We start from the raw sequence: 26,869 nt of genomic DNA on the forward strand, positions 1-26,869 counted from the left end.
ATGGTCAAGGGGCTTATCTGGCTATTGCTGACCCTGCTTTCAGGGGGCGGCATCGTCGTCTATTCCCTGCATCAGCAGTACGAAGACCAGAGCGCGGAGTTCCGTATCCTGTACCGCGATATCACCGTGAAGCTCTCTCAAAACGACGTTATTCTTTCGCTGCTCTCCAACAGCAGCGATCCGGCTGAGGTTCAGCAAAAATTTCCCTATATTTTACGCTGGCAAACGCAGCCGCATCAGCCGCCAAAGCCTGACCTGAACCCCGACCGGCCGGGAACCTACTGGCTGAACTCCCCGCAGGGTTCGCTGCTTATCGATTTGCCGACTTTGCTGGCAGACGTCATCCGTAATCAGCCTTTTCACCACTTAAGCCTGCGCTGGCAGGACAAGCATCTCATCACGAGAGGGGAAAAAGGCACGGGTGACTGGTGGCGCTGGGATAAGCTCATTCACAGCCCGTCGCAGCCGCTTCATTTAGCGGTTACCAATAACCCGGACTGGCGGCACATGCCCTGGCTGCTGATGATCCTGCTCGGCTTTACCTGGGCTGCGGTTATCTACTTTTATACCCAGTATCAGGCCACTAAACGGCAGCGCAATATCGCAGACCTGCGCGCGCACTTCTCTGAAATATCCCGTCTGAACGCGATGGGAGAAATTGCCGCCGGGATGGTCCACGAGCTGAATCAGCCGCTGACCGCCATCCTCAGCTATTCGCAAACTGCGCAGCGGCTCATTGGCCAGGATAAGGCTGATAAAGCGCTGCCGCTGCTGGACGCTTCGGTGGTGCAGACAAAACGCATCAGCGCGTTGTTAACGTCGCTGAAGGAAAAAATTAACAGCGATGAGCAGGCTCTGCAGCCGGTAGACCTGAATGAGATCTGGGCGAGGGTGGTGACGCTGCTGGAATATGAACTGGCGAAAGGGCGGGTAACCATTATTAACAGGCTGCCGGAAAAATTGCCGAAGCTGCGCGCCTCGCCGCTGGCCGTTGAACAAATCCTTCACAATCTGCTCAGCAACGCCATTTATGCGCAGCAGGGGACGCCCGACGGTAAAGCGTGGGTGGCTATCGACGCCGGGCAGCACAATGAAAATCTGGTTGTCAGCATCACTGACGGCGGGCCAGGGCTGTCCGAACAGGGCCTGCTGCAGGTGTTTATGCCGTTCTTCACCACCAGGGCAGAAGGCCTGGGCCTGGGGATGGCGCTGACGGAGACGCTGGTGCAAAGGTATGGCGGCAGTATCGCGGCTGCAAACAGCGCGACCGGGGGAGCCTGTTTTACCCTGACATTCCCCCTTCTCGGGCAGGAGACAGCATGACGCAGTACATTTACCTTATTGATGACGACGAAGCTATTCGCCTTTCGCTGAGCGCCCTGCTGGCAACCATGGGCTGGGAAACGAAAGCCTATGACAGCGTGCAGAGTTTTCAGCAGGGCGAAGGGGATTTGCCTTCCCTTAGCGGCTGTCTGCTGCTGGATATCCGCATGCCGGGCAAATCGGGGCTGGCGCTGCTGGAGAGCGGCCTGCCGGAAGGCTTTTCCCTTCCCGTTATCATGATGACCGGGCATGGCAATATCGATCTCTGCCGCCGGGCGTTCAAAAACGGCGCGTTTGAATTTCTGACCAAGCCCGTAGACGCCGACCTGCTGATAGAAACCGTGAGCGCAGCGCTTGAGCAGCAGCGTCAGCAAGAACAGGAACGGGAGAAGTTTGCTGATTTGCAGGCTAAGCTCGCCACGCTCTCGGCCCGTGAGCAGGAAGTCATGGCGCTAATCATGCAGGGGAAATCCAACAAAGAGATGGCAAAAGATCTCAACCTCTCGCCGCGAACGGTTGAAGCCCATCGCGCCAGCCTTTTTGCCCGCCTGGAAATTAACTCGCTGGCGAAGCTCATTAATATTTATGGCGGATTACAGGGGCCGGACGGTACTACGTAAAATTACCTGGTCCGCCTGGTATTCGTCCGAATAGTGCCGCTCCCGGCGTTTCGGTACCTTAACTCACGTAAACCATCTTCCGAGTTAAGGGAAAAAACCATGAAAAAATCACTTCTGTTAGCCGCTGCCCTGTTTGGCAGTACAGCTTTTGTTCCCGCGTTCGCCGCAGGCGTGTTGACCGAAAAGAATATCTCACTTGCATACGCCGAGCAGCTTGCGCAGAAGGCGGTTGAGGCCTGTAGCGCGAAAAACTATAACGTAGCGGTTACCGTGGTGGATCGCGGTGGGGTGGTGAAAGTGGTTAAGCGCATGGACAATGCAGGCCCACACACCCTGGAAGCGAGCCGCATGAAAGCCTTTACCGCGCTCAGCACTAAATCCGTAACGGGTGACGTCATGAAGAATTCGCAGGAAAATGCGGGCGCACAAAACCTGCGTGACATTCCGGGCTTCCTGCTGCTTGGCGGCGGCGTGCCGGTGAAGGTCGATAGCCAGACCATCGGTGCCATTGGTATTGGCGGAGCGCCAGGCGGTAACCTCGATCAGCAGTGCGCGGTTGATGCGCTGGAAGCGACCAAATCGCTGCTGAATGCTTCCTGATTTTCTGGCAGCTCGCCCTTTAGCCCGGCTAAAGCGTGTCTGAATATGAGCTCAGGTTTAATTTGATCGACCCTCCTGCCCGGGGAGGTGATTTGTGTTGCTTTAGGGTAATTCGGCCCCCACAGCACGTTATTATTATCCCCGGTGGGAAGGATTTTATTGTTGTATAAGCAGACCAGCTTTTTATCCAGGGCACGGGATAAATGCACAACGGAGGTGTCGGTTGAGACAACGATATCGGACAGCTTTATTGCTGCTGCTACATGCTGGAAGGTTGCAAGGCTAAATTTAATATGATTACCCCAGTCTGGTATATGGTAAAGACGGTCCGCGACTGCGGTAATGAAGGGTTTTGTGCCAAAGTGCTCCATGCATAAAGTACAAAACTGATTAATTTGTTCGAGGCTCATTCCTCTTATTTCTTCCGTGCCGTAAGGGTTGAGAATAATAACAGGTACTCCTTTATGCCTATCGATGAATCCTTTTGTCTCTGACATGACCGCTTCTGGGATATTTATCAGGTATTCATAAGCAGGAAGGTTGACATTTAATTGCGCGGCAACGGCGGTGTGACGAGCGGTGATATGCTTGTCTGTACAGCGGTAGCTGATTGAGGTGTCGTACAACCTGGAAAACTGGTTTATACCGAGGGTATGCGCTGGCCTGCATTTTTTAATCATGTTTAAGCGCAGTGGGCTAAGCCCGTCAATTTCATCGATATCGATTAACAAATCGTACTTTTCCTGCGCTATTTTCCTGAAGGTATAACTATCCTGATTAGAGCGCTGTAAGGTATGAATATGATTTACACATTCCAGTCCCTCGAAAATATGCGTTATCCTGCTCTCAGCGAGGACCGAAACTTTGAAGCCATTTTCAGCCAGCGCGTTGACTAACCCAGTCATGACCAGCGCGTCCCCAATACCTTTTCCCGGCATGATGATAAGAATTTTTTTAATGCTTGCTTTGTCTAATACGGTTCTTTTTCTCAAATAGCAGTCTTTCGCTATCATTCTTAACCATAATTTTACTTTCTTTGTTTTAAAATTTCTCGCTCTGTTGATTTTTCTTAATTTCAGAAGAAGGCTATTCATAGGGACATTCCTCATTCTCATGGCTGTCCTCCTTGTGCTGCCTGCAAACACGCAGTTTGATGAAGCCGGCCAGCAGCCAGATAAGAATGAAACCTGCTATATATTGAAAATGCATACTCACAATTTCCATTATTTCAGTGTGTCGGTGAGGCATTCAGGCTGATAAGTGCGACAGTCGGTTTATCACCTTTACGGTATTTTTCAGTATTGGTGAATGAAAAAATATGCCCCTTGAGAGAAACATCAAAGGCGTTTCCGCTGCCGGTTATTTGTGCGTTATCAACATCGGCAACAAGAAACGGTTTCATCTCGCTTAGCTGGGTGATGAAATCTCCGTTAAGCTGTCCTGCCAGATAGTAGCGGTACATGAGAGGAACCTTATGCCCATAGTCATAATATTTTGTGACATAGAGCCAGGTGTTATCAGTAAGTTGCTTGTTTTGAGTGAGTATGTCATCAGGAGGCTGATGAGCAAGCACGCTGTAAATACAATCGGCTAATAAAATGATGAGTAAAAGTGCCGTCAGTATTCCATGCGCAAGCCTGAATGACTTTTTATCAGTAATGCTTTCTTTATTATGCCCGTGCGCACAGTCGGGCTCTTCTGTGATGTTAATTTGCGAATTGTTCATTTGATAGTGACAAGCTCGTTAATATGGGATCAATCCTATTCGTAAAGTATAAAGAAGGATGAGACAAAAAGAGGTTATATAAATAGAGCAAACCCAGATGAAGTGTAAATATCTATGAAAATATAAATACATCCTTGTATGCAGGATTAAAAGAACATAATTTAAAAGACTCTTCCCTGCCGGATGCGTGCGCATCGCCAGTATCGGCAGCTGCTATTGCTTAAATAGATATTCTCTATACATCTTTTGCTTTCTACCGCTCAGGCCGCGTACTGCCGGCCAAAACCCCATTCTTTCAGCGGCTTAAACAGCTCTTTTCGCCATCTGCAAGAGTTTGCACAGGGTCTATCCTTAGTAAAGGCGTCCAAAAAAGCAGCATTTCGTGAATACCCCTGTTATCAGGATGTTGTATTGATAATAGTTATCATTAACATAGGGGCATCGGCCTTTGGGCGCTTTTAACAGTGAGGTGAACTATGGATGTGCAAACCGGTAGCTTCGATCCCAATGAATTCGCCTGGCAGGGGCTGACGCTGACGCCCGAGGCGGGCGCGCATATTCGTAAGCTGGCAGGCCAGCAGCCGGACCTGCTCGGCGTGCGGCTGAGCATTAAACAGACCGGCTGCGCCGGATTCGGCTACGTGCTGGATACCGTTACAGAACCCCACAAGGACGACCTCCTCTTTGAAATGGAGGGGGCAAAGCTGTGGGTTCCGCTGTCGGCCATGCCGTTTATCGACGGCACCGAGGTTGACTACGTGCGCGAAGGATTAAACGAGATTTTCAAATTCAACAACCCTAAAGCGCAGCACGAATGTGGCTGCGGCGAAAGCTTTGGGGTGTAGGCGGGATTATGTCACGTAATACTGAAACGTCTGACGAAGTACAAACCTGGGCGGGTAGCCATCATTATAAAGAGGGCTTTTTCACCCAGCTGAAGACCGACGAAATGGCGCACGGCATCAATGAGGAGGTGGTGCGGGCCATCTCTGCCCGACGCAACGAGCCGGAGTGGATGCTGGAATTTCGCCTGAATGCCTACCGTGCCTGGGTGCAGATGGAAGAGCCGCACTGGCTGAAAGCGAACTACGAAAAGCTTAACTATCAGGATTACAGCTATTACTCGGCTCCCTCCTGCGGCAGCTGCGATGATAACTGTGAATCCCAGCCTGGCGCCGTTCAGCAGCCGGGCAGCAATGCTTACCTGACAGGGGAAGTGGAAGACGCCTTTAAGCAGCTGGGCGTGCCGGTGCGCGAAGGTTCAGAGGTCGCGGTGGATGCTATTTTCGACTCCGTCTCCGTAGCAACGACCTATCGTGAAAAACTGTCCGAGCAGGGGATCATCTTCTGCTCCTTTGGCGAGGCCATTCACGAGTTCCCGGACCTGGTGAAGAAATATCTGGGCACGGTCGTGCCGAGCAACGATAACTTCTTCGCCGCGCTCAACGCAGCGGTTGCTTCCGACGGCACCTTTATCTATGTGCCGAAGGGCGTGCGCTGTCCGATGGAGCTGTCTACCTACTTCCGCATCAACGCGGAAAAAACCGGCCAGTTCGAACGCACCATTCTGATTGCCGACGAAGGCAGCTACGTCAGCTATATCGAAGGTTGTTCAGCGCCGGTTCGCGACAGCTACCAGCTTCACGCGGCGGTGGTGGAAGTCATCATTCATCGCGATGCGGAGGTAAAATACTCCACGGTGCAGAACTGGTTCCCCGGTGACGGCAATACCGGCGGCATTCTGAACTTCGTGACCAAGCGCGCGCTGTGCGAGGGCGAGAACAGCAAAATGTCCTGGACGCAGTCGGAAACCGGCTCGGCCATTACCTGGAAGTACCCGAGCGTGATCCTGCGCGGCGATAACTCCATCGGCGAGTTCTTCTCCGTAGCCCTGACCGCCGGGCATCAGCAGGCGGACACCGGCACCAAGATGATCCACATCGGCAAAAATACCAAATCGACGATTATCTCGAAGGGGATCTCCGCAGGCCACAGCCAGAACAGCTACCGCGGGCTGGTGAAAATCATGCCGACGGCGACCAACGCCCGCAACTTCACCCAGTGCGACTCAATGCTTATCGGCCCGGACAGCGGGGCGCATACCTTCCCGTACGTGGAGTGCCGCAACAACACGGCGCAGCTGGAGCACGAGGCCACTACGTCGCGTATCGGTGAAGATCAGCTGTTCTACTGTTTACAGCGCGGTATCGCCCAGGACGATGCGATTTCGATGATCGTCAACGGCTTCTGTAAGGACGTCTTCTCTGAGCTGCCGCTCGAATTCGCGGTGGAAGCACAAAAACTATTAGCGATTAGCCTCGAACACAGCGTCGGTTAAAGATTAAGGGAACATTATGTTGAGCATTAAAGATTTACAGGTAAGCGTTGAGGACAAAGAGATCCTGCGTGGCCTGAGCCTTGAGATTAAACCGGGCGAAGTGCACGCCATTATGGGGCCGAACGGCTCCGGGAAGAGTACGCTTTCCGCGACCCTCGCCGGGCGTGACGACTATGAGGTCACCGGTGGCGAGGTGCAGTTTAAAGGAAAAGATTTGCTGGAGCTTTCGCCGGAAGAGCGCGCTGGCGAAGGCATCTTCATGGCCTTCCAGTATCCGGTGGAAATTCCCGGCGTCAGCAACCAGTTCTTCCTGCAAACCGCGCTGAACGCGGTGCGTGAGTACCGTGGGAAGGAGCAGCTCGACCGTTTTGACTTCCAGGACCTGATGGAAGAAAAAATCAAACTGCTGAAAATGCCGGAAGATTTACTGACCCGCTCGGTTAACGTCGGCTTCTCCGGCGGTGAGAAGAAGCGGAACGATATCCTGCAGATGGCGGTGCTTGAGCCTGAGCTGTGCATTCTGGATGAGTCGGATTCCGGTCTGGACATCGACGCCCTGAAAATCGTGGCGGAAGGGGTGAACTCCCTGCGCGACGGTAACCGTGCCTTCGTCATCGTCACCCACTACCAGCGCATCCTGGACTACATCAAGCCTGACTTTGTCCACGTGCTTTATCAGGGGCGCATTGTGAAATCGGGTGATTTCAGTCTGGTGAAACAACTTGAGGAGCAGGGTTATGGCTGGCTTACCGAACAGCAGTAGCGGCAACGCTCTTCAGCAGTGGCACCATCTGTTCGAGGCTGGCGGCGACGGGCGCAGCAAAGAGGCCCAGGAACACATGCAGCAGATGCTGCGTCTGGGCCTGCCAACCCGCAAGCACGAGAACTGGAAATATACGCCGCTGGAAGGCCTGCTGAATAATCAGTTTGTTCTGCCAGCCCCGCAGCCGGTAACGGAGCCGGAGCGCGATGCGCTCGCTTTGCCGGGAGATGCGTGGCGGCTGGTCTTTGTTGACGGGCGCTACAGCGCAGAGCTTAGCGACGATCTGACCAATAGCGGTTACGAGGTTAATTTCGATGCCCCACGTCAGTCATTGCCTGCGGCGGTACAGGGAGAAGTTTTCCTGCATCTGACGGAAAGCCTGGCCGAAAAGGTCACTCACATTCAGGTGGCGCGCAATCACAATCCTGCCAAAGCATTGCTGCTGATGCATATCAGCCGGGGCAGCGGGCAGGGTGAGATGAACACCGCGCATTACCGGCATCATCTGACGCTGGGGGAAGGCGCGCGTGCGACCGTCATCGAACATTACGTCAGCTTTGATGAACAGCCGCATTTTACCGGCTCGCGCCTGACTGCCGATGTAGCGGCCAACGCCCAGCTCCGGCATTACAAGCTGGCGTTTGAAAATGCGCGGGGCTACCACTTTGCCCACAACGACCTGGTTGTTGCGCAGGACGCGACGGTGGAAAGCAACAGCTTCCTGCTAGGGGCCGCAGTATTGCGTCACAACACCAGCACCCAGCTCAACGGCGAAAATACCACGCTGCGCATGAACAGCCTGGCGCTGCCGGTGAACAACGAAGTGTGCGATACGCGCACCTGGCTTGAGCACAACAAAGGCTACTGCAACAGCCGCCAGCTGCATAAAACCATCGTGCGTGACAAAGGGCGCGCGGTGTTTAACGGCATGATTAAAGTGGCGCAGCATGCGATCAAAACCGACGGGCAGATGACCAACAACAACCTGCTGTTAGGGCGTCTGGCAGAGGTTGATACCAAGCCGCAGCTTGAAATTTATGCCGATGACGTTAAGTGCAGCCACGGCGCAACCATTGGCCGCATCGACGATGAACAGATGTTCTACCTGCGCTCGCGCGGCATCAATGAGCGGGCCGCACAGCAGATGATTATCTACGCCTTTGCCGCTGAGCTGACGGAAAGCATCCACGACGAGGCGTTAAAACAGCAGGTGCTGGCGAGGATCGGCCAGCGCTTTGCAGGGGGCGAAGCATGAGTTTTTCAATCGACCAGGTGTGTGCCGATTTCCCGATTTTAAGCCGGGAGGTCAACGGCCAGCCGCTGGTCTATCTCGACAGCGCCGCCAGCGCCCAGAAGCCGCAGGTGGTAATTGACGCCGAGCTGGATTTCTACAGCCACGGCTATGCTGCGGTGCACCGCGGTATACACACGCTGAGCGCGGAAGCTACGCAGCTGATGGAAAGCGTCCGCAATCAGGTTGCCAGCTTCGTTAATGCAAAAGTGCCGGAGGAGATCGTCTTCGTGCGCGGCACCACCGAGGGCATTAACCTGGTGGCGAACAGCTGGGGGCGGGCGAACGTCCGGGCCGGGGATAACATTATTATCTCCGCCATGGAGCACCACGCGAATATCGTGCCGTGGCAGATGCTTTGTGAACAGGCGGGGGCCACGCTGCGGGTGATCCCGCTGAATGCTGACGGCACCCTGGCGCTGGAAGTATTCCCGACGCTGATTGACGAGCGGACCAGGCTGCTGGCGATAACCCACGTTTCGAACGTGTTGGGTACTGAAAACCCGGTACGTGAGATGATCGCCACTGCCCATCAGGCGGGCGTTAAGGTGCTGGTGGACGGCGCGCAGGCCATCATGCACCACGCGGTGGACGTACAGGCTTTAGGCTGCGATTTCTATCTCTTCTCGGGCCATAAAATTTACGGGCCAACCGGTATCGGTATCCTCTATGCCCGCGAAGAAATTTTGCAGGACATGCAGCCGTGGGAAGGAGGCGGCTCGATGATCGCCACAGTCAGCCTCACCGAAGGCACTACCTATGCCGCCGCGCCCTGGCGTTTTGAGGCCGGTACGCCAAATACCGCAGGGATTATCGGGCTGGGCGCCGCGCTGCGTTACGTAGAGAGCCTGGGGCTGCAGGAGATTGGCGAGTACGAGCAAACGCTGATGCGCTATGCTCAGCAGGCGTTAAAAACCGTGCCGGACCTGACAGTATACGGGCCGGACAGTCGGCTTGGCGTCATCGCCTTTAACCTTGGCAAACATCATGCGTACGACGTGGGCAGCTTCCTGGATAACTACGGCATCGCCGTAAGAACCGGGCACCACTGCGCAATGCCGCTGATGGCGTATTATCAGGTACCGGCGATGTGCCGCGCATCCTTTGCGATGTATAACACCGAAGAAGAAGTGGACAGGCTGGTGGCCGGGCTGCAACGCATCCACCGTCTGCTGGGCTGAAAGGGAGAACGCTATGGCCACGCTGCCAGACAAAGAGAAACTGCTGAAGAACTTCAGCCGCTGTGCGAACTGGGAAGAGAAGTACCTGTATATCATCGAGCTGGGCGGGCGCCTGCCGGAGCTTGCGCCGGAACAGCATACGCCTGCCAATATCATCCAGGGCTGCCAGAGCCAGGTGTGGATTGTGATGGAGCAGCAGCCGGACGGCGTGATAACGCTTGCGGGGGACAGCGATGCGGCGATCGTCAAAGGGCTGATAGCCGTCGTCTTTATTCTTTATCACCAGATGACGGCGCAGGATATTGTCGCTTTTGACGTGCGCCCCTGGTTTGAGAAACTCGCGCTTGCCCAGCATCTTACGCCGTCCCGCTCCCAGGGGCTTGAGGCGATGATCCGCTCTATCCGCACCAAAGCCGCCAATCTTAGCTAAACTAACAGAACAGCTTTCATCCTGTTAACGCGAGGTAATTTATTGCCTCGCAGGTCTTCAGCATTCCGGCGCTCGCCGGTGAATACAGGAATACAATATGAAATGCGCGTTCTCTAAAATAACTCTCGTTTTTCTTAGCGCTCTGGCCGCAGGCCAGTCGGCGTGGGCCGTTGATTATTTATTACCGCCTCCGGGCAGCCGGATAATTGGCGAAAATCAGACATATCTTGTCCCCGGCGACGGAAAAAATCTGGAAGCCGTAGCGGCAAAATACAACACCGGCGTGCTGTTATTACTTGAGGCCAACAACACGGTCGATCCTTTTTTGCCGAAGGCGGGCAGCGAATTAGTTATTCCATCGCAAATGATTCTGCCGGATACCCCGCGCGAGGGCATCGTCATTAATCTTGCCGAGCTGCGACTCTATTATTATCCGCCGGGGCAAAACCGCGTTGAGGTTTATCCACTGGGTATCGGGCAGCTTGGGCGCGAGACGCCGGTGATGGTGACACGAATCAGCCAGAAAATCCCTAACCCGACCTGGACCCCAACGGCGAACATTCGGGCGCGCTCGAAGGCGCAGGGAATTACGCTGCCTGCGGTCGTTCCGGCCGGTCCGAACAATCCGCTGGGCCGTTATGCCCTGCGGCTGGAGAAAGGCGGCGGCGAATATCTCATTCATGGCACCAATGCCCGCAACAGTATCGGACTGCGCGTCAGCTCAGGCTGCATGCGCATGAGGGCGCCGGATATTAAGGCGCTGTTCAACCAGGTGGCGTGGGGAACGCGGGTGGAGATCGTTAATGAACCGGTGAAATATACTACCGAGCCGGACGGCAGGCGTTACGTGGAGGTCCATCAGCCGCTGTCACGCAACGACTGGGAGAATCCGCAGACCGTTCCCATCGCGATATCCGCGTCTTTCGGGACGTTTATCGACAGCCCACTGAGCGACAGAGCGCAGGTGGACAGCGCGATGGCAAGAAGGGCTGGCTATCCGGTGCTGGTTAACGCGCAGCAGGGTGTTCCGTCACAGCCGGTGAACATTACCCCTATACAGAGCGTCAGAGCGGCCCCTGGTGCTGCGCCAACGACACAGGCGACAAACACCCTTGTCAGCGGTCAAAGCAGCGTGGTGATGCGTTAGGGGAGGTATTCAGGAGAGATATGATTGAGGCAAAAAAAATGGCGCACAATGTGCGCCATTTTCATTACAGGAACTCTTACTTACGGTAAGAGTGAGCCTGGTTGTCCAGACGCTGGTTAGCGCGAGCTGCGTCGTCTTTAGCAGCCTGAACGTCAGAACGCATTGCGTTCACGTCGTTGCTCAGCTGATCAACTTTAGCGTTCAGAGTCTGAACGTCAGAAGACAGTTGATCGATTTTAGCGTTAGAAGAACAACCTGCCAGCATAGTAGAAGCCAGGATTACCGCGCCCAGTACCAGTTTAGTACGATTCATTATTAATACCCTCTAGATTGAGTTAATCTCCATGTAGCGCTACAAGTATTACACAAACTTTTTTGAGTTGAGAATAAATTTTTGATGAGAAAGCACTTAAATTTGATCGTTCGCTCAAAGAAGCATCGAACCGGGAAGAAAAATTAAAAAAAACAGCGAAAACAGGGGACTTTCATCGGATTCGTCTTAATAAAATCGCGCTTAAATAGCTCAGGCCGATTTGCTTTTTTATTATTTTTAGCTAAAGCCGCAATAAAAAAAGCGCCCGCAGGCGCTTTTTAACAAAATATTCGTTCGCAACGTTGTTAATTACAGAACGTGAACGGATGCCGTGTTGGTGGTGCCGCTCGGAACCAGCGCGCCGGAAACCATCACTACGATGTCGCCTTTACGAGCCAGACCGCTTTCCAGCGCCACTTCTTTGCCCAGACGATAGAAATCATCGGTAGAGGCGATCTCTTTCACCAACTGAGGCACCACGCCTTTGCTCAGTACGAGCTGACGAGCGGTAACTTCGTTGGTGGTCAGGGCAAGGATAGTTGCGTTCGGGAAGTATTTACGCACGGCCTTAGCAGATTTACCGCCCTGGGTAGCCACAACAATCAGAGGCGCTTCCAGTTTCTCAGCGGTTTCTACCGCACCGCGGCATACGGCTTCGGTGATGCGCAGTTTACGGCTGTCCTGGTTGTTATCCAGACGGCTGGTCATCACGCGGTCGGTACGCTCGCAGATGGTTGCCATGATGGTCACAGCTTCCAGCGGGTATTTACCTTTTGCGGATTCGCCGGACAGCATAACCGCATCGGTGCCGTCGATGATGGCGTTAGCAACGTCACCAGCTTCCGCACGGGTAGGGCGTGGGTTTTTGATCATGGAGTCCAGCATCTGCGTCGCGGTGATAACCACTTTGCGAGCGCGTACGCATTTCTCGATCATCATCTTCTGCGCGAAGATAACTTCTTCAACCGGGATTTCAACGCCCAGGTCGCCACGAGCAACCATGATGCCGTCAGAAGCTTCGAGGATTTCGTCGAAGTTGTTCAGGCCTTCCTGGTTTTCAATTTTGGAGATGATCTGGATCTTCTCGCCGCCGTGGGCTTTTAAATGCTCACGGATTTCAACCACGTCAGAACGCTTACGGATAAAGGATGCCGCAACGAAGTCGACGCCCTGCTCGCAGCCGAAGATCAGGTCCTGCTTGTCTTTCTCAGCCAGCGCAGGCAGCGCGATGGAAACGCCCGGCAGGTTAACGCCTTTGTTTTCGCCCAAATCGCCGTTGTTCAGCACTTTACAAACAACGTTTTTGCCTTCGATAGCGGTAACTTCCATCCCGATCAGGCCATCGTCAACCAGCACGGTATTACCCACGCTCAGGTCGTTGGTGAAGCCTTCATAGGTAACAGCAACGATATCGCTGTTGCCGACAACGGTTTTGTCGGTGGTGAAGGTGAAGGTCTGGCCCGCTTTCAGGGAGACGTCATTACCGCCTTCCAGCTTAATGGTGCGGATTTCAGGACCTTTGGTGTCCAGCAGGATAGCTGCTTTCTTACCGGTTTTAGCAACCACGTTGCGCAGGTTTTTGATGCGCTGGCCGTGCTCTTCATAGTCACCGTGAGAGAAGTTAAGACGCATAACGTTCATGCCCGCGTCGAGCATTTTGGTCAGCATCTCTTCGGATTCGGTTTTTGGACCGATGGTGCATACAATTTTAGTCTTTTTCATGACAGTCTTATCTGTAAGTTGAGAAGGATTGTTAAAACCTGGTTCCGGTGGACGCTGCCGCCGGAGCGGAAATTGAAGCTGATAAAGTTGTAGCGACACCTGGTAAGGATAGGTGACAGAAATAAAGCGTGCAGAGGAAAGTGTGCTTGCGGTTCAGCCTGCCGGGGAAAAGTGCAATTTTGTTTATTATAAAGGCAGTCCAATGCGCTGAAACCATTCAAGTTAGGAACGCGCGTATTATAGGGGTAAGCGGGCAGGAAAGGAATTAAAAACGCTGTTTCAGGAGGCGGCTTGTACGATCTTTCGCCGACTGTTACTGGCGCGTTATGGGAGTATTAAGAGGTTAGACGCGAACGACGCATACCAGCCTGGCTTGAGGAAGGGTGTCACCCAAAACACCTATTAACGCCCGCCAGGGTGATTTTTAACTCTTTCAAAACTTTTCAATAATATAGACGCTGCAATTTTGATTTTTATATTCCCGCATGCGCGAATTTTTATTTCCTACTGACCAGGCGCGTAGCGTATCTATTTTAAAATTGCAAAGTACTGGTTTTCCAGCTGCATGTTCTCTTTAAGAGTTATCCCAATGCGCACTTGGTAAAAGGTAGTAATTACAGGTGGTTGCTACCTTTTGATTGCGGTGGTTGTTATACGCTATGGATATTATTTAGGGTTTTTGGTATGGCCGGAAATACACTTTCAAAAAAATGTGCCAGGATTTATATCGCTATAAGCGAGACGAGTGTTGTGTATTAACGTGTGCCAGAACAGGAGAATGTCGTATGACCATTAAAACCCTTGAGGACCTCTTCATTCACGATCTTTCAGACGTTTACAGTGCCGAAAAACAAATTACCCGCGCCCTGCCGAAGATGGCCCGTGCCGCGACGGATGAGAAACTCGTTGCCGCCTTTAATCAGCATCTGGAAGAGACGCGTGGGCAGATTGAACGTCTGGATGAACTTGTTGAAAGTACCGAAGGAGTGCGTATTAAGCGCATGAAATGCCATGCTCTGGAAGGCCTCGTCGAAGAAGCACAGGAAATTATTGATTCTGTGGAGGCCGGGCCGGTTCGCGATGCGGGCCTCATCGGTGCGGCCCAGAAGGTCGAGCATTATGAAATTGCGACCTACGGTACGCTGCATGCGCTGGCGGTGAAATTAGGCTACAAAACGGCCGCTAAACTGCTGGCTGAAACGCTGAAAGAAGAAAAGGCCACGGACGAAAAATTGACTGTGATTGCCGAAAAATCATCCTGAGAATTTTAGTAATCAGCTAAGAGAGTGAGTGATTCACCTTTTGTGGCGGGTGACCAGCCTGAGAGCAGGCACCCGGTTCTTCATTCTTAACCGGAGTGAGCAATGTTCAGACATGTAAAACAGTTGCAGTATACCGTCCGCGTGGCGGGCCCCAATCCCGGCCTTGCCAATCTCCTGCTCGAACAGTTTGGTGGCCCGCAGGGGGAACTTGCCGCGGCGTGCCGTTACTTCACCCAGGGCCTCGGCGATGAGGATCCGGGGCGCAAGGATATGCTGATGGATATCGCTACGGAAGAGCTGAGCCATCTTGAGATCATCGGCTCTCTGGTCGGCATGCTCAATAAAGGCGCCAAAGGCGATCTTGCAGAAGGCACCGAAAAAGAAGGGGAGCTGTACCGCACCATCACCGGAAACGGAAATGACAGCCATCTTACCTCGCTGCTGTACGGTGGCGGGCCAGCGCTGACCAACTCCGCAGGCGTCCCCTGGACCGCAGCTTACGTGGATACCATCGGTGAAGTTACGGCGGATTTAAGATCGAATATCGCGGCGGAAGCCAGGGCAAAAATACTTTACGAGCGTTTGATCAACCTGACTGACGACGTGGGCGTAAAAGATGCGCTGGGCTTTTTAATGACCAGGGAAGTGGCGCACCAGATCTCCTTTGAAAAAGCGCTTTACGCTATCAGCAATAATTTCCCACCGGGCAAGCTGCCGCCGATTGAGAAGTATTCGACTGTTTATTACAACATGTCGGAAGGCAACGATGTGCGCGGAAGCTGGAACTCTGACGATAACTTTACCTACGTCGCTCAGCCCGCGCCCGCCGTTGACGGCGGCGACGGGACGGCCAGCGTGAAGCTGCCTGCCGCACAAAAAGTGAATCTTGCCAACCTCGCCAGCCGCACGGCTTCAGATCCGGCCGTGAACCCGGTAACAGGTACCGATCTCGGTAAAGTGCCGCCAATAGAGAATGAGGCCGCGACGAAAAAAACGGCCAAAGGTAAATCCGCGAAGTAATCCTTACAGGCGACCGTTGGGTCGCCTTACTGCTGCCTGAGCATCCCCCGCGAACGCCTGCCGGACAACAGCTTTACCAGCACAAACCCCGCTGCCATGAATGCCGCTGCGCAAACCATCACTACGAAATACGCATGTTCAAACGCCCCGCGTGCAAGTTCAGCCAGCTGCGCTGCGTTCGGCTGGCTAAGATTTGCGGCAATGCGCAACGCTTCATCAAGGCTGTCGTAGGCTGCACTGCCGCTGACCAGCCCGGCGGGCAGGGCCAGCGACGCGCTGTAGACCGCGGTCATGATGCCACCGAGCAGCGTTACGCCCAGCACGCCGCCCATCTCCCAGGCGACATCCTCAATGGCGGCAACCATGCCTGCCTTTCCTTCGGGCGCATTGAGCATAATGGAGGTAGAGGCCGCGGTGACGGTCGCGCCCAGGCCAAAGCCAATAACAAACAGTGCGATAAGCTGCGCGGCAAACCCGCTGTCAGTGAGCAGGATCAGACTCAGCATGCCTGCCGCCGTGAGCAGTAATCCGCCCCGCATCAGGGCCGGGCCGCCGGTTCGGGGCAGCAGCAGACCGGCCAGCGGAGAGGCCAGGGCGCTGGCAATAGGGATTGGCAAAATCGTCAGGCCCGCCATCAGCGGCGTCAGGCCCAGCACCAGCTGCAGCCGCTGGGTCAGCACCAGCTCAACGCCGGTCAGGGCGATCATCGAGACGACGGCCACGCACACGCCGCTGGTAAACTGACGATTGCGGAACAGCGAAAAATCTATCATCGGCTGGGCCGACCGCTGCTGTCGCCGGACAAACAGCCCGAGGAAGATCGCGCCCGCGGTGGCGGAGCCTGCCATGGTCAGCAGGGAAGCATCGAGCTTGCTCAGCTCTTTCAGCGCGTAAATTACGCCAACCAGCCCGGCCATGATGAGTAGCGAGCCCGCAACGTCCAGCGGGCGTTCTGCGTTCCCCCTGCTGCGGGGAATGAGTAGCCAGGCGAAAGGCATGACCGTCAGGACGATGGGAACGTTGATCAGAAATACAGATCCCCACCAGAAATACTCGAGCAAAACGCCGCCAACCACGGGACCAAGCGCCGCGGCTGCGGAGGCAACCGCCGCCCAGATACCGATCGCCAGCGCTCTCTCGCGCTCATCGGTAAAGACCTGGCGCACAATCGCCAGCGTGGCGGGCATCATCATGGTTGCGCCAAGGGCCAGAAAGACCCGCGAGGCGATCAGCTGCTCAGCCGTCGGGGACCAGGCGGCGCAAAGCGATGCCAGCGCGAACACGGGCAGGCCGGACATAAACATCAGCTTATGGCCGAAGCGGTCGCTCAGCATACCCGCTCCCGGCAGCAGCCCGGCAACGACCAGCGGATAGGCATTCACGATCCACAGTTTTTCAGACGCGGTGGCGTCCAGCGCCTGGGTGAGGCGCGGCAGGGCCGTATACAGGACGGTCATGTCGATGATGATCAAAAAAAGCGTGCTGGTAACGATCGCCAGGATTAGCCAGCGATTTTGGACGAACATAAAAAAGCCTCGGTAAGCGAAAGGGGATATTACTGTTTGAGCAACCGCTCAAGTCTGGCAGAGTACTTGAGCGGCTGCTCAAAATCAAGATCGGCAGGGGCGGTCTTTTACGCCGCGCATAGCTAATTTTCGGCAATGGTTAGCCGATCTTATTCGTTGTCTCAGCCACATTTATCCCACATCTTCAATAACATAAATCATAAGGAAGGGCTGTGGGGAACAGGACTATGGGTGGGAGCAATGCAGCATATCTGGACGCGAAGCAGCGCGAGGTTGTCCGTCAGTTAAACCGCAGCTGGCTGTGGCGCAGCGAACTGCCGACCTGGCTGCTGATCGCCACGGTTTACGGCGGCTGGTTCCTGACGCTGGCGAACTGGCAGGCGCTGGGGCTTTTCCCTGCAACGCTGCTGTTGATCTGGTTTACGACCTGGTACCTGTCCGTGCAGCATGAGCTCATCCACGGGCACCCGACGCGCTGGCCTGCGGTTAACCATCTGCTGGGGATAGCGCCGCTGGCGGTGTGGTACCCCTTCGCCCTGTACCGGGATTTGCACCTCGTTCACCATCAGAATGACGCCCTGACGATGCCGGATGAAGATCCTGAAACGTACTATTTTTCCGTCCGGAAATGGCAGGGCTTCAGCGGCTGGCAGCGACGGTTGGTGCGTCTGCGCAATACTTTTGCCGGGCGGCTGCTGCTGGCACCCGCTATGGATATCCTGCAAACCCTGGCGACAATGATTAGCGCATTTCGCGAGAAAAAAGGGGCGGCCATGGTGATGTGGATCGTCCACGGCGTGCTGCTGGCCGGGGTCTTTGCCCTGATGGCACATTATGATTTCCCGATCTGGTACTACCTGCTGGCGGTCAGCTATCCCGCGCTGGCCCTGACTAAAATCCGCTCCTTCTTTGAGCACCGGGCGGCAGACGATCCGCTGGCGCGCTCCGTTATTAACGAAGCTTCGCTGCCCTGGCGCCTGCTTTTCCTGAATCTTAACTATCATTCAGTGCACCACGATCTCCCTGGGGTGCCGTGGTACGGGCTGCGCAAAATCTATCTTCTTTATAAAGAGGACTACCGGCAGCGTAACCAGGGGTTTGTGGTTAAGGGCTACGGGCAGTGGCTGCGGCAGTTTTTTGTCAGGCCGCTGGACGTTGAGCAGCATCCCTCGGCAGCGATCGAAAACAGGGTAATCACGCAGCATGAATAAAATGGTTTCACTTCCGATGTACGACGTTCGCCGTGCAGACACCCAGGCGCTCTGGTCCGCGCTTATCCCCCTGCTGGTGGAGGAGGGGCTGGATGCGGACGGGCTGGATATCGCCTGGCCAGAAGCGGATTTGCTGTCGCACTGGCGGGAAGAAAATTTGCTGCTAAGCCAGACCTGCGGCTACCCGCTGGCGACGCAGCTGCCGGACGTGCAGCTGGTGGGGGCTTTTCATTATGACGTACCGGGGTGCGATGAATACCGCTACAGCAGTTTCCTGGTGGCCCGGCTTGAAGATGCGCAAAGCACGCCCGAAGATTTTTTTGGCCGCCGGGCCGTCTGCAACTCTGCCGACTCCCAGTCCGGATTCAACGCCCTGCGAAACACGGTTGCGCCGCTTGCACGCCGGGGCCGTTTCTTTTCAGACGTTACCTTCAGCGGCAGCCACCGGCAGTCTTTGGCGGCGCTGCAGCAGGATTCAGCGGATCTGGCCGCTATCGACTGCGTCAGCTGGGCGCTGTTCATGCGCCATGAGCCGGATGCGCTGCAAAATCTTATCGTCATTGGGCAAACGCCGCTGACGCCGGGACTGCCGTTAATCACATCATCACGAACGACGCCAGAAGATCTGGCTGCCCTGAGAAGGGCGCTGCACAGGCTGGTTGCGGACCCGGCCTGTCAGGCGGTGCGCGAGGCGTTATTTATCGCAGGCTTCAGCCAGCCCGATCGCAGGGAGTATGCGGGGATTGTGGCGCGACGGCCTGCGTCCTGAGCGGCCGTTTTCCCGGCTTATTTACCTTTATATCTGACCGCCTCAACAAACGCCGCAAAGGCCGGGGTGGTATTACGCCTGTTGGGGTAATAAAGATGAAATCCATCAAAGTAGGGGCTCCAGTCGGCCAGCACCTCTACCAGCCTTCCGTCTTCGATATACGGCTGCGCCATAAAGTCCGGGATATAAGCCAGCCCGATCCCGTCCAGCGCGCCGTTGAGGATAGGGATATTGCTGTTGGCGGTTAGCTGCCCGCTGACCCGCACGTTGACCTTGCGTCCCTTATTCTCAAACTCCCAGACGTAAACGCCGCCGTTGATTGAGTGGCGGATATTGATGCAGTTATGGTCCGTTAATTCTCGTGGATCCACGGGTATCGGGCGGCTCGCAAAATAAGCGGGAGAACCGACTACGCAAAGGCGCCAGTCTGGCCCCAGCCGCACGGCAATCATATCCTGGCTGACCGATTCCCCCAGCCGGATCCCCGCGTCAAAACGTTCCTGCACGATATTGGTGAAGCCGTAGTCGATACAGATCTCAACGTTGATGTCGGGATAGGTTTTAAAGAAATCCGCAAGGACGGGGCGCAGGTGCTGCTCTGCCGCGTCGTCGGAACAGGTGATCCTGATGGTGCCCGCCGGCTTATCCCGCAGCTCGCCAATCTTCTCTATTTCGCTGGCAATCTGCTCGAAAAGAGGGCCAACCGAGCGCATCAGCTGCTCGCCCGCTTCGGTCGGCGCAACGTTCCTGGTCGTGCGTGTCAGCAAACGTATCCCCAGGCGTGCCTCCAGGTTGCGAAGCGTATGGCTAAGCGCCGAAGGGCTGACGCCCAGCTGGGCCGCGGCTTTGGTAAAGCTCTGGACCCGGGCCACGGCCAGAAAGGCCAGGATATCGTTCATAGCGCCTCCGTATTGCTGAAATAAATTCACAAGTACATCCAAATTACCTCGGCTAATCAAAATACTCCAGCTGCTTTAGGATACTTCCCTCGTTTCAGCAGAGGATAAAACAATGAATGCAGTGAAAACGTCAGCCCCGAAAGTTCGTAACGGACGGCCGATGTGGGGGGCCGTTTTCTCCATGGCGCTGGGCGTGGTGGTGCTGATTGCCTCTGAATTTATGCCCGTCAGCCTGCTTACCCCCGTCGCGCTGGATCTTGGCATCAGCCAGGGCCATGCCGGGCAGGCGATCTCCGTTTCCGGGCTGTTTGCCGTGATCGCCAGCCTGCTCAACGCGCCCCTGACGGGCCGGCTGGACCGCAAGAAAGTGCTGCTGGGGTTTACGCTGCTGCTCACCTTTTCAGGGCTGATGGTCACCTTTGCCGCAAACGGAACGATGTTCATGGCCGGGCGCGCGCTGCTGGGCGTGGCTATCGGGGGATTCTGGTCGATGTCTACCGCCACGGTGATGCGGCTGGTGCCGCCGGGGACGGTGGCGAAAGGGCTGGCACTGATTAACGGCGGCAACGCGCTCGCGGCGACGGTGGCAGCGCCGCTCGGCAGCTACCTCGGGCAGTATATCGGCTGGCGCGGCGCGTTTTTCGTGGTCGTGCCGCTGGCGGTCATCGCCTTTATCTGGCAGTGGCGCAGCATTCCCTCTATGCCTTCTGAAGGAGTCAGGCGCGCTGCCGCCAATCCTTTTGGCCTGCTGCGCATTCCCCAGGTTGCGCTGGGCATGACGGGGATTCTGTTTTTGTTTATGGGGCAGTTTGCGGTTTTCACCTACCTGCGCCCGTTTCTGGAGGAGATGACCCGTCTTAGCGTCACGCAGCTGTCAGTGGTTTTGCTGCTGCTGGGTGCAGCCGGGCTGGTGGGAACCTGGCTTATCGGCCATTTATTACAGCGCAGGCTCTATGCTTATCTGATTGCCATTCCGCTGCTGATGGCCGCCATCGCCGGGCTGCTGATCGAGTGGGGGACCGCACCCCTGGCCGCGGGCGCGCTGCTGGCGGTCTGGGGGCTGGTTGCTACTCCGGCCCCGGTGGCGTGGGGGCTGTGGCTCAGCAAAGCGCTGCCCGACGACGCGGAGGCGGGCGGCGGCCTGATGGTGGCAACAATCCAGCTGGCCATTACGCTTGGCGCGGGCCTCGGCGGTTTGCTGTTCGACGCCGTTGGCTGGTGGAGCCCCTTTGCCCTCGGGCTGGGGCTGCTTGTCTGCTCGGCGTTTGCCGCCTGGGCCGCTATGCGCAAAAGCGAAGATCTTTTTTTATCGCCGCTGCGACCAGGCCATCAAGCCACTCCTGATGGCCGTTGAGCATTGGGTCAGGGCGCGTCGCCGCTCAGGCAGGAAATAATGATTTAGTGCGAGACAAAGCTATCGGTAAATCCCGGAACAAAACCCTCAGGCCAGCTAATAGCCTTCATTATTTTCTCCCGTTTTTAAAATGCGCTGCGGGCAAGTCTACTCTGCCGCCCCTCTCAGCTGCCTGAGCCTGCGATAGCTGTGCGGCGACATGCCAACATACTTATTGAACGTGCTGTAGAAGCTGCTGCTGGAGTGGAAGCCCGCCGTGAGGGCGATGTCGAGAATGGACTTGTCGGTGTCGCTCAGCAGCGCCCGCACGTGGTTAATCCGCATCGCGGTTATGTATTGCTTCATGGTCAGCTGCATGACGCGCTGAAAGATCCCCATCGCGTAGTTGGGGTTGAGCGAGACGTGCTCCGCCACGTTTTCAATGGTCAGCGCCCGGTCGTGATTCGCCCCGATAAACTCCAGCATCTGGCTGACGTAAAACTGAGCGTGGCGCGAAACGTTATTGCCGCTGCTGCGCGCGCGTGCCGTTTTGTTTACCAGGATGGGCTGCCAGCCCGACAGGCTAAAGCGCTTGAGCATCAGGCCTATTTCGTCGATGGCCAGCTGGCGGACCTGCTCGTTGGGGCTGCCGATCTCCTGCTGCCAGCGGCGCACTTCAAAGGGGCTGAGCTGCTGGGCGGCCAGCGACTTAATCACCATGCCGTGGGTGACGTGGTTGATAAGCTGCCTGTCCAGCGGCCAGGAGAGAAACAGGTGCATGGGCAGATTGAATATCGCCATGTTTTTACACTCCCCCGGACGGGTGAGCTGATGGGGCGTACAGGCCCAGAACAGGGTGATATGCCCCTGTTTAATCTGCACGACCTCGTTGTTAATCAGATACTCCACGTCGCCGTCGAACGGCACGTTCACCTCTACCTGGCCGTGCCAGTGGCAGGACTCCATGTAATGCGGGACGCGCAGCTCGATGTCCATGCGCTGGTATTCCGAATAGAGCGATAAGGGGCTGCGCGTCTCGCTATCCGTACTGCTGCACATATGCGGGTCGGGGGGCAGAGGGGCGGCAATAGTGTCCATGGTTCTCTCCGGTTCCTGAATTATCAGAATTGTGGCGCAGAAGGGCAGAATTTACCGTGAGGAAGGTGAGATTTTGCGCGCGCGGAGCGGGTGAAATTAACCCCTTTCCCTGAATTCTCTTCTTTCCTGGCGAAAAACTCCTGAAAGCTAAGATCGAAATCCGTCGTCAAAAAAATCTGAGTTTTCAGGAATGCTAAGCGGGGAAGGGGGAAGAGAAACGGCGGCCCGCGTGCCACGCTGACAGTGTTCAATTACGCCACGGAGAAAGAACATGTCAGCACCTAAAATTACGTTTATCGGCGCGGGCTCCACTATTTTTGTTAAAAATATCCTCGGCGATGTGTTTCATCGTCCGGCGCTCAAATCCGCCCACATTGCCCTGATGGACATCGATGAAACCCGTCTGGAAGAGTCGCACATCGTTGTGCGCAAGCTGATGGATTCAGCCGGGGCATGCGGCAAAATCACCTGCCATACCGACCAGAAAAGCGCCCTCCGGGACGCTGATTTCGTGGTGGTGGCGTTCCAGATCGGCGGCTACCAGCCCTGTACCGTCACCGATTTTGAAGTGTGTAAACGACACGGCCTGGAGCAGACGATTGCCGACACGCTCGGCCCGGGCGGCATCATGCGCGCCCTGCGTACCATCCCGCATTTATGGCAGATTTGTGAAGACATGACCGACGTCTGCCCGGACGCCACCATGCTTAACTACGTGAACCCGATGGCGATGAATACCTGGGCGATGTACGCGCGCTATCCGCACATTAAACAGGTGGGGCTGTGCCATTCCGTGCAGGGTACGGCGGAAGAGCTTGCCCGCGACCTGGACATTGATCCCGCCTCGCTGCGCTACCGCAGCGTCGGTATTAACCATATGGCGTTTTACCTGTCGCTGGAGAAAAAAACGGCGCAGGGCGACTATGTCAACATCTATCCCGACCTGCTGAAAGCCTATGAGGCCGGAACGGCGCCGAAGCCCAACCTTCACGGTAATCCACGCTGCGAAAACATCGTGCGCTATGAAATGTTCAAAAAGCTGGGCTACTTCGTGACCGAGTCTTCCGAGCACTTCGCGGAATACACGCCGTGGTTTATCAAGCCTGGCCGTGAAGACCTCATCGAACGCTATAAGGTGCCGCTGGACGAGTACCCGAAACGCTGCGTCGAGCAGCTCGCCACCTGGCGCAAAGAGCTGGAGGAGTACAAAACCGCCGAACGTATCGATATTAAGCCCTCGCGAGAGTACGCCAGCACCATCATGAATGCGCTGTGGACGGGGGAGCCGAGCGTGATTTATGGCAACGTGCGCAACGACAGCCTGATTGAAAACCTGCCGCAGGGCTGCTGCGTGGAGGTGCCTTGCCTGGTGGATGCCAACGGCATCCAGCCTACGCGCATCGGCTCGCTGCCGTCGCACCTGGCGGCGCTGATGCAGACTAATATCAACGTCCAGACCCTGCTGACCGAGGCCATTCTGAACGAAAATCGCGACCGGGTTTATCATGCCGCGATGCTCGACCCGCACACCGCGGCGGTGCTGGGCATTGAAGAGATTTATGCTTTGGTTGACGACCTGATTGCCGCGCACGGCAGCTGGTTACCGGCGTGGCTGCACCGCGCCTGACCGCGAACGCCGGGCGCGCTGCCCGGCACCTGACGTATCTGATTACAGAAGGAGGGCGCTGGCAACAGCGACCCTGTACCCTATATGAGCATATCGATTACAACAAAACTCAGCTATGGATTTGGGGCGTTTGGTAAAGATTTCGCTATCGGTATCGTCTACATGTACCTGATGTATTACTACACCGACGTCGTTGGGCTGTCGGTGGGCGTGGTGGGCACGCTGTTTTTAGTGGCCAGGATCTGGGACGCCATCAACGATCCGATAATGGGCTGGATTGTTAACAGCACGCGGTCGCGCTGGGGCAAATTCAAGCCGTGGATCCTGGTGGGCACCATTGCTAACTCAGTCGTGCTGTTTTTACTGTTCAGCGCCCACCTGTTTGAAGGGACGACCCAGGTGGTGTTTGTCTGCGTGACCTACATTTTATGGGGCATGACCTACACCATTATGGATATCCCGTTCTGGTCGATGGTGCCGACGATCACCCTGGATAAGCGCGAACGAGAGCAGCTGGTGCCGTTCCCGCGCTTCTTCGCCAGCCTGTCGGGGTTTATCACCGCCGGGGTGACGTTACCCTTTGTGAACTACGTCGGCGGGGGCGATCGTGGCTTCGGCTTCCAGATGTTCACCCTGATCCTGATCGCCTTTTTCATCGCCTCGACGATTATCACCCTGCGCAACGTAAAGGAGGTCTACTCCTCGGGGAATGAGGCTACCGCAGACAGCAGCCGCCTGTCCCTGAAAGCCATCGTCGCCCTTATCTATAAAAACGACCAGCTCTCCTGCCTGCTTGGCATGGCGCTGGCCTATAACATCGCCTCGAATATTATCTCCGGCTTCGCGATCTATTATTTCACCTACGTGATTGGCGATGCCGATCTCTTCCCGTATTACATGTCCTACGCCGGGGCGGCAAACCTGTTAACGCTGATTCTTTTTCCTCGCCTGGTCAAAACGTTTTCGCGCCGCATGCTGTGGGCGGGGGCGTCAGTGCTGCCGATTCTGGGAGGCGGGGTGCTGCTTGGGATAGCGCTGGCGGGGTATCACAACGTGTGGCTGATTTCCCTTGCCGGGGTGCTGCTGAACGTGGGCACCGCGCTGTTCTGGGTTTTGCAGGTGATTATGGTGGCCGACACCGTGGATTACGGCGAGTACAAGCTCAGCGTGCGCTGCGAAAGCATTGCCTATTCGGTGCAGACGCTGGTGGTGAAGGGCGGCTCGGCGTTTGCGGCGTTCTTTATGGCGCTGGTGCTCGGCATCATCGGCTACGTGCCGAACGTTACTCAGGCAGCCGGGACGATAGTGGGGATGCAGTTCATCATGATTGCGCTGCCAGCCCTGTTCTTCCTGATAACCCTGCTGCTCTACTTCAGGCTCTACAAGCTGAACGGCGATATGCTGCGCAGGGTGCAAATTCACCTGCTGGATAAATACCGTAAGCCGCAGGTGCCGGTGGCCCGGACGCCGGTGGCGGTCAGCATGACGGAGGCTTCAGAGGCCAAAGCCTGACGCTGGCCCGCAGGGGCGAGCAGGGATGCCCGCTTTGCTTACATTGAGTCCCGCTGCAAAAAGGGGCTGTTGACGCGGACGGTATCGCGGTGGCTGTCGCCGTTAATAATATGCAGCGCGCTCAGGCGGCCAATGTCGTAATGGGGCAGCTGCACCGTGGATAAAGGCGGTAAAAACAGATCGCCAATGCCCACCATATTGTCATAGCCCAGCACCGCGACGTCCTGGGGGATCCTCACGCCCCGGGAGAGCAGCACCTGATAGACCAGAAACGCAATGCGGTCGTTGCCGCAGACCACGGAGTCGAACTGCGGCTTGCCGCCGCGCATGTGGGCTTCGACCATGCCGGGGATGTCACGGTAGTGTTCGTCGCCGAACTCCATATAGTGGTGTTGCAGGGTATCAGGATCGACGCCCGCTTCCCGGCAGGCGCGCTCCAGGCCCCGGCGGCGGCGAACGGCTGCCAGATGCCTGGCCGGGAGGTGCAGGCACAGCGGATGCCGGAAACCGGCCCCCAGCAGCGCTTTAACTCCTTCATACTGCCCCTGCTCGTCGTCGGGAATGTAGCTGGCGACCGGGTCGTGCAGGCTTTCGCAGTTCGCCAGCACGCAGGGGAGCGTTAATAATTTCGCCGGTACGGGCACCTGCCGCAGCCCCATGGTCGTATAAATTATGCCGCCGGGGCGGTGGGAAAGCAGCAAATCCACCGTGGTTTCCGGGCTGTCGTCCGAAAACATATTGACCACGAAGCTGTTCCAGCCGTGGGCGCGCGCCGTCTCTTCAATGGATAAGGTGATTTCCACCGAGAAGGGCGTGGTGACGGTATCAAGAGCCAGCACGCCGAGGGTGTTCGGCGTGGCGCGCGCGCCACGGATCCTTTTCGCGGACAGGTCGGGGACATAATTCAGCTGGCTGATTGCCGCCTGCACGCGGCTTAGCGTGTCGGGCCTGAGCCGTTCCGGATTGTTTAACGCCCGGGAGACCGTCATCAACGACACGTTTGCCAGCTTTGCCACATCTTTTAACGACGCCATAAGTTCCTGTCTTAATAAGGGAAAAAACACGCTTTGAGCCGTATGCGTCAGGCTATACAACTCGGGCGGGGAAGTAAAAGATCGCGCGCGATTTTGTGGGTCGCGGTCGCCCAACAGCGGCAGG

Annotated in this window: 26 protein-coding genes; 17 read left to right on the forward strand and 9 right to left on the reverse strand. The window is 55.9% G+C overall.

Annotation, left to right across the window (positions count from 1 at the left end):
* The 3 genes from AAE045_RS04455 (at window position 1) to AAE045_RS04465 (ending at window position 2,543) form a co-directional block, all read left to right on the forward strand.
* A complete protein-coding gene (locus tag AAE045_RS04455) occupies window positions 1-1,323 on the forward strand; it encodes a sensor histidine kinase (protein ID WP_455546647.1) in 1,323 nt (440 codons plus the stop codon).
* On the forward strand, window positions 1,320-1,943 hold the full coding sequence (locus AAE045_RS04460; RefSeq protein WP_455546648.1) for a response regulator transcription factor: 624 nt from the start codon (window positions 1,320-1,322) through the stop codon (window positions 1,941-1,943). The genes AAE045_RS04455 and AAE045_RS04460 overlap by 4 nt, the downstream gene beginning before the upstream one ends.
* A gap of 99 nt (window positions 1,944-2,042) precedes the next feature.
* Window positions 2,043-2,543, forward strand: coding sequence for a GlcG/HbpS family heme-binding protein (locus AAE045_RS04465; protein ID WP_455546649.1), 501 nt, complete (start codon window positions 2,043-2,045; stop codon window positions 2,541-2,543).
* Here AAE045_RS04465 and AAE045_RS04470 read toward each other — a convergent pair.
* Both AAE045_RS04470 and AAE045_RS04475 read right to left on the reverse strand, forming a co-directional pair.
* The gene (locus AAE045_RS04470) at window positions 2,486-3,637 is read right to left on the reverse strand and encodes a glycosyltransferase family 9 protein (RefSeq protein WP_455546650.1); all 1,152 of its coding nucleotides are present in this window, start codon (window positions 3,635-3,637) and stop codon (window positions 2,486-2,488) included. The genes AAE045_RS04465 and AAE045_RS04470 overlap by 58 nt on opposite strands.
* A 134-nt stretch (window positions 3,638-3,771) precedes the next feature.
* Window positions 3,772-4,269, reverse strand: a complete 498-nt coding sequence (locus AAE045_RS04475) for a hypothetical protein (protein ID WP_455546651.1) — start codon at window positions 4,267-4,269, stop codon at window positions 3,772-3,774.
* Window positions 4,270-4,745: 476 nt separating this feature from the next.
* On the opposite strand from AAE045_RS04475, the gene sufA reads away from it, so the two are divergent.
* From sufA to ldtE, 7 genes are all read left to right on the forward strand, one after another.
* Complete coding sequence (gene sufA, locus AAE045_RS04480; protein WP_202304436.1) at window positions 4,746-5,114, forward strand: Fe-S cluster assembly scaffold SufA; 369 nt, start codon at window positions 4,746-4,748, stop codon at window positions 5,112-5,114.
* A gap of 8 nt (window positions 5,115-5,122) precedes the next feature.
* The gene (gene sufB, locus AAE045_RS04485; RefSeq protein ID WP_202304424.1) at window positions 5,123-6,607 is read left to right on the forward strand and encodes a Fe-S cluster assembly protein SufB; all 1,485 of its coding nucleotides are present in this window, start codon (window positions 5,123-5,125) and stop codon (window positions 6,605-6,607) included.
* Between the two features lie 16 nt (window positions 6,608-6,623).
* A complete protein-coding gene (gene sufC, locus AAE045_RS04490; protein WP_455546652.1) occupies window positions 6,624-7,370 on the forward strand; it encodes a Fe-S cluster assembly ATPase SufC in 747 nt (248 codons plus the stop codon).
* Window positions 7,345-8,625 (forward strand): Fe-S cluster assembly protein SufD, encoded by a 1,281-nt coding sequence (gene sufD / locus AAE045_RS04495; protein WP_455546653.1) that lies wholly within the window; start codon window positions 7,345-7,347, stop codon window positions 8,623-8,625. The genes sufC and sufD overlap by 26 nt, the downstream gene beginning before the upstream one ends.
* Window positions 8,622-9,842: a cysteine desulfurase SufS gene (gene sufS, locus AAE045_RS04500; protein WP_455546654.1), complete on the forward strand. Its 1,221-nt coding sequence runs from the start codon at window positions 8,622-8,624 to the stop codon at window positions 9,840-9,842. Before sufD ends, sufS begins: the two co-directional genes overlap by 4 nt.
* 13 nt (window positions 9,843-9,855) lie before the next feature.
* Entirely contained in the window at window positions 9,856-10,272 is a 417-nt protein-coding gene (sufE, locus tag AAE045_RS04505; RefSeq protein ID WP_455546655.1) for a cysteine desulfuration protein SufE, read from the forward strand.
* 97 nt (window positions 10,273-10,369) lie between these two features.
* On the forward strand, window positions 10,370-11,419 hold the full coding sequence (ldtE, locus tag AAE045_RS04510) for a L,D-transpeptidase LdtE (RefSeq protein WP_455546656.1): 1,050 nt from the start codon (window positions 10,370-10,372) through the stop codon (window positions 11,417-11,419).
* 76 nt (window positions 11,420-11,495) lie between these two features.
* Here the strand turns inward: ldtE and AAE045_RS04515 are convergent, their stop codons facing one another.
* The 3 genes from AAE045_RS04515 to ynhH form a co-directional block, all read right to left on the reverse strand.
* A complete protein-coding gene (locus AAE045_RS04515; protein WP_034455915.1) occupies window positions 11,496-11,732 on the reverse strand; it encodes a major outer membrane lipoprotein in 237 nt (78 codons plus the stop codon).
* Between the two features lie 309 nt (window positions 11,733-12,041).
* Window positions 12,042-13,454, reverse strand: coding sequence for a pyruvate kinase PykF (pykF, locus tag AAE045_RS04520; RefSeq protein WP_455546657.1), 1,413 nt, complete (start codon window positions 13,452-13,454; stop codon window positions 12,042-12,044).
* Window positions 13,451-13,675: a protein YnhH gene (gene ynhH, locus AAE045_RS04525; protein ID WP_455546658.1), complete on the reverse strand. Its 225-nt coding sequence runs from the start codon at window positions 13,673-13,675 to the stop codon at window positions 13,451-13,453. Before ynhH ends, pykF begins: the two co-directional genes overlap by 4 nt.
* A gap of 564 nt (window positions 13,676-14,239) precedes the next feature.
* Here ynhH and AAE045_RS04530 point away from each other — a divergent pair.
* Together AAE045_RS04530 and AAE045_RS04535 are read left to right on the forward strand one after the other, a co-directional pair.
* A complete protein-coding gene (locus AAE045_RS04530) occupies window positions 14,240-14,716 on the forward strand; it encodes a YciE/YciF ferroxidase family protein (protein WP_455546659.1) in 477 nt (158 codons plus the stop codon).
* Between the two features lie 102 nt (window positions 14,717-14,818).
* Window positions 14,819-15,736, forward strand: coding sequence for a manganese catalase family protein (locus tag AAE045_RS04535; RefSeq protein WP_455546660.1), 918 nt, complete (start codon window positions 14,819-14,821; stop codon window positions 15,734-15,736).
* Between the two features lie 26 nt (window positions 15,737-15,762).
* On the opposite strand, the gene AAE045_RS04540 is transcribed toward AAE045_RS04535, so the two are convergent.
* The gene (locus AAE045_RS04540; RefSeq protein WP_455546661.1) at window positions 15,763-17,262 is read right to left on the reverse strand and encodes an MFS transporter; all 1,500 of its coding nucleotides are present in this window, start codon (window positions 17,260-17,262) and stop codon (window positions 15,763-15,765) included.
* A gap of 227 nt (window positions 17,263-17,489) precedes the next feature.
* Here AAE045_RS04540 and AAE045_RS04545 point away from each other — a divergent pair, with 227 nt between their 5' ends.
* Window positions 17,490-18,473, forward strand: a complete 984-nt coding sequence (locus AAE045_RS04545) for a fatty acid desaturase (protein WP_455546662.1) — start codon at window positions 17,490-17,492, stop codon at window positions 18,471-18,473.
* Complete coding sequence (locus AAE045_RS04550; protein ID WP_455546663.1) at window positions 18,466-19,242, forward strand: phosphate/phosphite/phosphonate ABC transporter substrate-binding protein; 777 nt, start codon at window positions 18,466-18,468, stop codon at window positions 19,240-19,242. The genes AAE045_RS04545 and AAE045_RS04550 overlap by 8 nt, the downstream gene beginning before the upstream one ends.
* A gap of 17 nt (window positions 19,243-19,259) precedes the next feature.
* On the opposite strand, the gene AAE045_RS04555 is transcribed toward AAE045_RS04550, so the two are convergent.
* Window positions 19,260-20,141, reverse strand: coding sequence for a LysR family transcriptional regulator (locus tag AAE045_RS04555; protein WP_455546664.1), 882 nt, complete (start codon window positions 20,139-20,141; stop codon window positions 19,260-19,262).
* A 112-nt stretch (window positions 20,142-20,253) separates the two neighbouring features.
* Between AAE045_RS04555 and AAE045_RS04560 the strand changes: the two genes are divergently transcribed.
* The gene (locus AAE045_RS04560; RefSeq protein WP_455546665.1) at window positions 20,254-21,495 is read left to right on the forward strand and encodes an MFS transporter; all 1,242 of its coding nucleotides are present in this window, start codon (window positions 20,254-20,256) and stop codon (window positions 21,493-21,495) included.
* A gap of 147 nt (window positions 21,496-21,642) precedes the next feature.
* Here AAE045_RS04560 and melR read toward each other — a convergent pair whose 3' ends face one another.
* Window positions 21,643-22,572, reverse strand: a complete 930-nt coding sequence (gene melR, locus AAE045_RS04565; RefSeq protein WP_455546666.1) for a transcriptional regulator MelR — start codon at window positions 22,570-22,572, stop codon at window positions 21,643-21,645.
* Between the two features lie 271 nt (window positions 22,573-22,843).
* On the opposite strand from melR, the gene melA reads away from it, so the two are divergent.
* Together melA and melB are read left to right on the forward strand one after the other, a co-directional pair.
* Window positions 22,844-24,199 carry an alpha-galactosidase gene (gene melA, locus AAE045_RS04570; protein WP_455546667.1) on the forward strand — a complete coding sequence of 452 codons (1,356 nt, stop codon included), beginning with the start codon at window positions 22,844-22,846 and terminating at the stop codon, window positions 24,197-24,199.
* Between the two features lie 84 nt (window positions 24,200-24,283).
* Window positions 24,284-25,711, forward strand: coding sequence for a melibiose:sodium transporter MelB (gene melB / locus AAE045_RS04575; RefSeq protein WP_202304386.1), 1,428 nt, complete (start codon window positions 24,284-24,286; stop codon window positions 25,709-25,711).
* 38 nt (window positions 25,712-25,749) lie between these two features.
* On the opposite strand, the gene AAE045_RS04580 is transcribed toward melB, so the two are convergent.
* Window positions 25,750-26,745 carry a LacI family DNA-binding transcriptional regulator gene (locus AAE045_RS04580; RefSeq protein ID WP_455546668.1) on the reverse strand — a complete coding sequence of 332 codons (996 nt, stop codon included), beginning with the start codon at window positions 26,743-26,745 and terminating at the stop codon, window positions 25,750-25,752.
* Between the last annotated feature and the right edge of the window lie 124 nt (window positions 26,746-26,869).

The sequence above is a fragment of the Dryocola clanedunensis genome (assembly GCF_038405435.1).
Lineage (GTDB): Bacteria > Pseudomonadota > Gammaproteobacteria > Enterobacterales > Enterobacteriaceae > Dryocola > Dryocola clanedunensis_A.

Coding starts and splice junctions, on each gene's coding strand:
- AAE045_RS04550 (WP_455546663.1), top strand. CDS start 18,466: ATGAATAAAATGGTTTCACTTCCGATGTACGACGTTCGCCGTGCAGAC.
- melA (WP_455546667.1), top strand. CDS start 22,844: ATGTCAGCACCTAAAATTACGTTTATCGGCGCGGGCTCCACTATTTTT.
- AAE045_RS04540 (WP_455546661.1), bottom strand. CDS start 17,262: ATGTTCGTCCAAAATCGCTGGCTAATCCTGGCGATCGTTACCAGCACG.
- sufD (WP_455546653.1), top strand. CDS start 7,345: ATGGCTGGCTTACCGAACAGCAGTAGCGGCAACGCTCTTCAGCAGTGG.
- AAE045_RS04580 (WP_455546668.1), bottom strand. CDS start 26,745: ATGGCGTCGTTAAAAGATGTGGCAAAGCTGGCAAACGTGTCGTTGATG.
- pykF (WP_455546657.1), bottom strand. CDS start 13,454: ATGAAAAAGACTAAAATTGTATGCACCATCGGTCCAAAAACCGAATCC.
- sufC (WP_455546652.1), top strand. CDS start 6,624: ATGTTGAGCATTAAAGATTTACAGGTAAGCGTTGAGGACAAAGAGATC.
- melR (WP_455546666.1), bottom strand. CDS start 22,572: ATGGACACTATTGCCGCCCCTCTGCCCCCCGACCCGCATATGTGCAGC.
- AAE045_RS04460 (WP_455546648.1), top strand. CDS start 1,320: ATGACGCAGTACATTTACCTTATTGATGACGACGAAGCTATTCGCCTT.
- sufS (WP_455546654.1), top strand. CDS start 8,622: ATGAGTTTTTCAATCGACCAGGTGTGTGCCGATTTCCCGATTTTAAGC.
- AAE045_RS04555 (WP_455546664.1), bottom strand. CDS start 20,141: ATGAACGATATCCTGGCCTTTCTGGCCGTGGCCCGGGTCCAGAGCTTT.
- sufB (WP_202304424.1), top strand. CDS start 5,123: ATGTCACGTAATACTGAAACGTCTGACGAAGTACAAACCTGGGCGGGT.
- AAE045_RS04515 (WP_034455915.1), bottom strand. CDS start 11,732: ATGAATCGTACTAAACTGGTACTGGGCGCGGTAATCCTGGCTTCTACT.
- AAE045_RS04455 (WP_455546647.1), top strand. CDS start 1: ATGGTCAAGGGGCTTATCTGGCTATTGCTGACCCTGCTTTCAGGGGGC.
- AAE045_RS04475 (WP_455546651.1), bottom strand. CDS start 4,269: ATGAACAATTCGCAAATTAACATCACAGAAGAGCCCGACTGTGCGCAC.
- AAE045_RS04465 (WP_455546649.1), top strand. CDS start 2,043: ATGAAAAAATCACTTCTGTTAGCCGCTGCCCTGTTTGGCAGTACAGCT.
- AAE045_RS04560 (WP_455546665.1), top strand. CDS start 20,254: ATGAATGCAGTGAAAACGTCAGCCCCGAAAGTTCGTAACGGACGGCCG.
- AAE045_RS04545 (WP_455546662.1), top strand. CDS start 17,490: ATGGGTGGGAGCAATGCAGCATATCTGGACGCGAAGCAGCGCGAGGTT.
- ldtE (WP_455546656.1), top strand. CDS start 10,370: ATGAAATGCGCGTTCTCTAAAATAACTCTCGTTTTTCTTAGCGCTCTG.
- AAE045_RS04535 (WP_455546660.1), top strand. CDS start 14,819: ATGTTCAGACATGTAAAACAGTTGCAGTATACCGTCCGCGTGGCGGGC.
- AAE045_RS04530 (WP_455546659.1), top strand. CDS start 14,240: ATGACCATTAAAACCCTTGAGGACCTCTTCATTCACGATCTTTCAGAC.
- sufE (WP_455546655.1), top strand. CDS start 9,856: ATGGCCACGCTGCCAGACAAAGAGAAACTGCTGAAGAACTTCAGCCGC.
- AAE045_RS04470 (WP_455546650.1), bottom strand. CDS start 3,637: ATGAATAGCCTTCTTCTGAAATTAAGAAAAATCAACAGAGCGAGAAAT.
- sufA (WP_202304436.1), top strand. CDS start 4,746: ATGGATGTGCAAACCGGTAGCTTCGATCCCAATGAATTCGCCTGGCAG.
- melB (WP_202304386.1), top strand. CDS start 24,284: ATGAGCATATCGATTACAACAAAACTCAGCTATGGATTTGGGGCGTTT.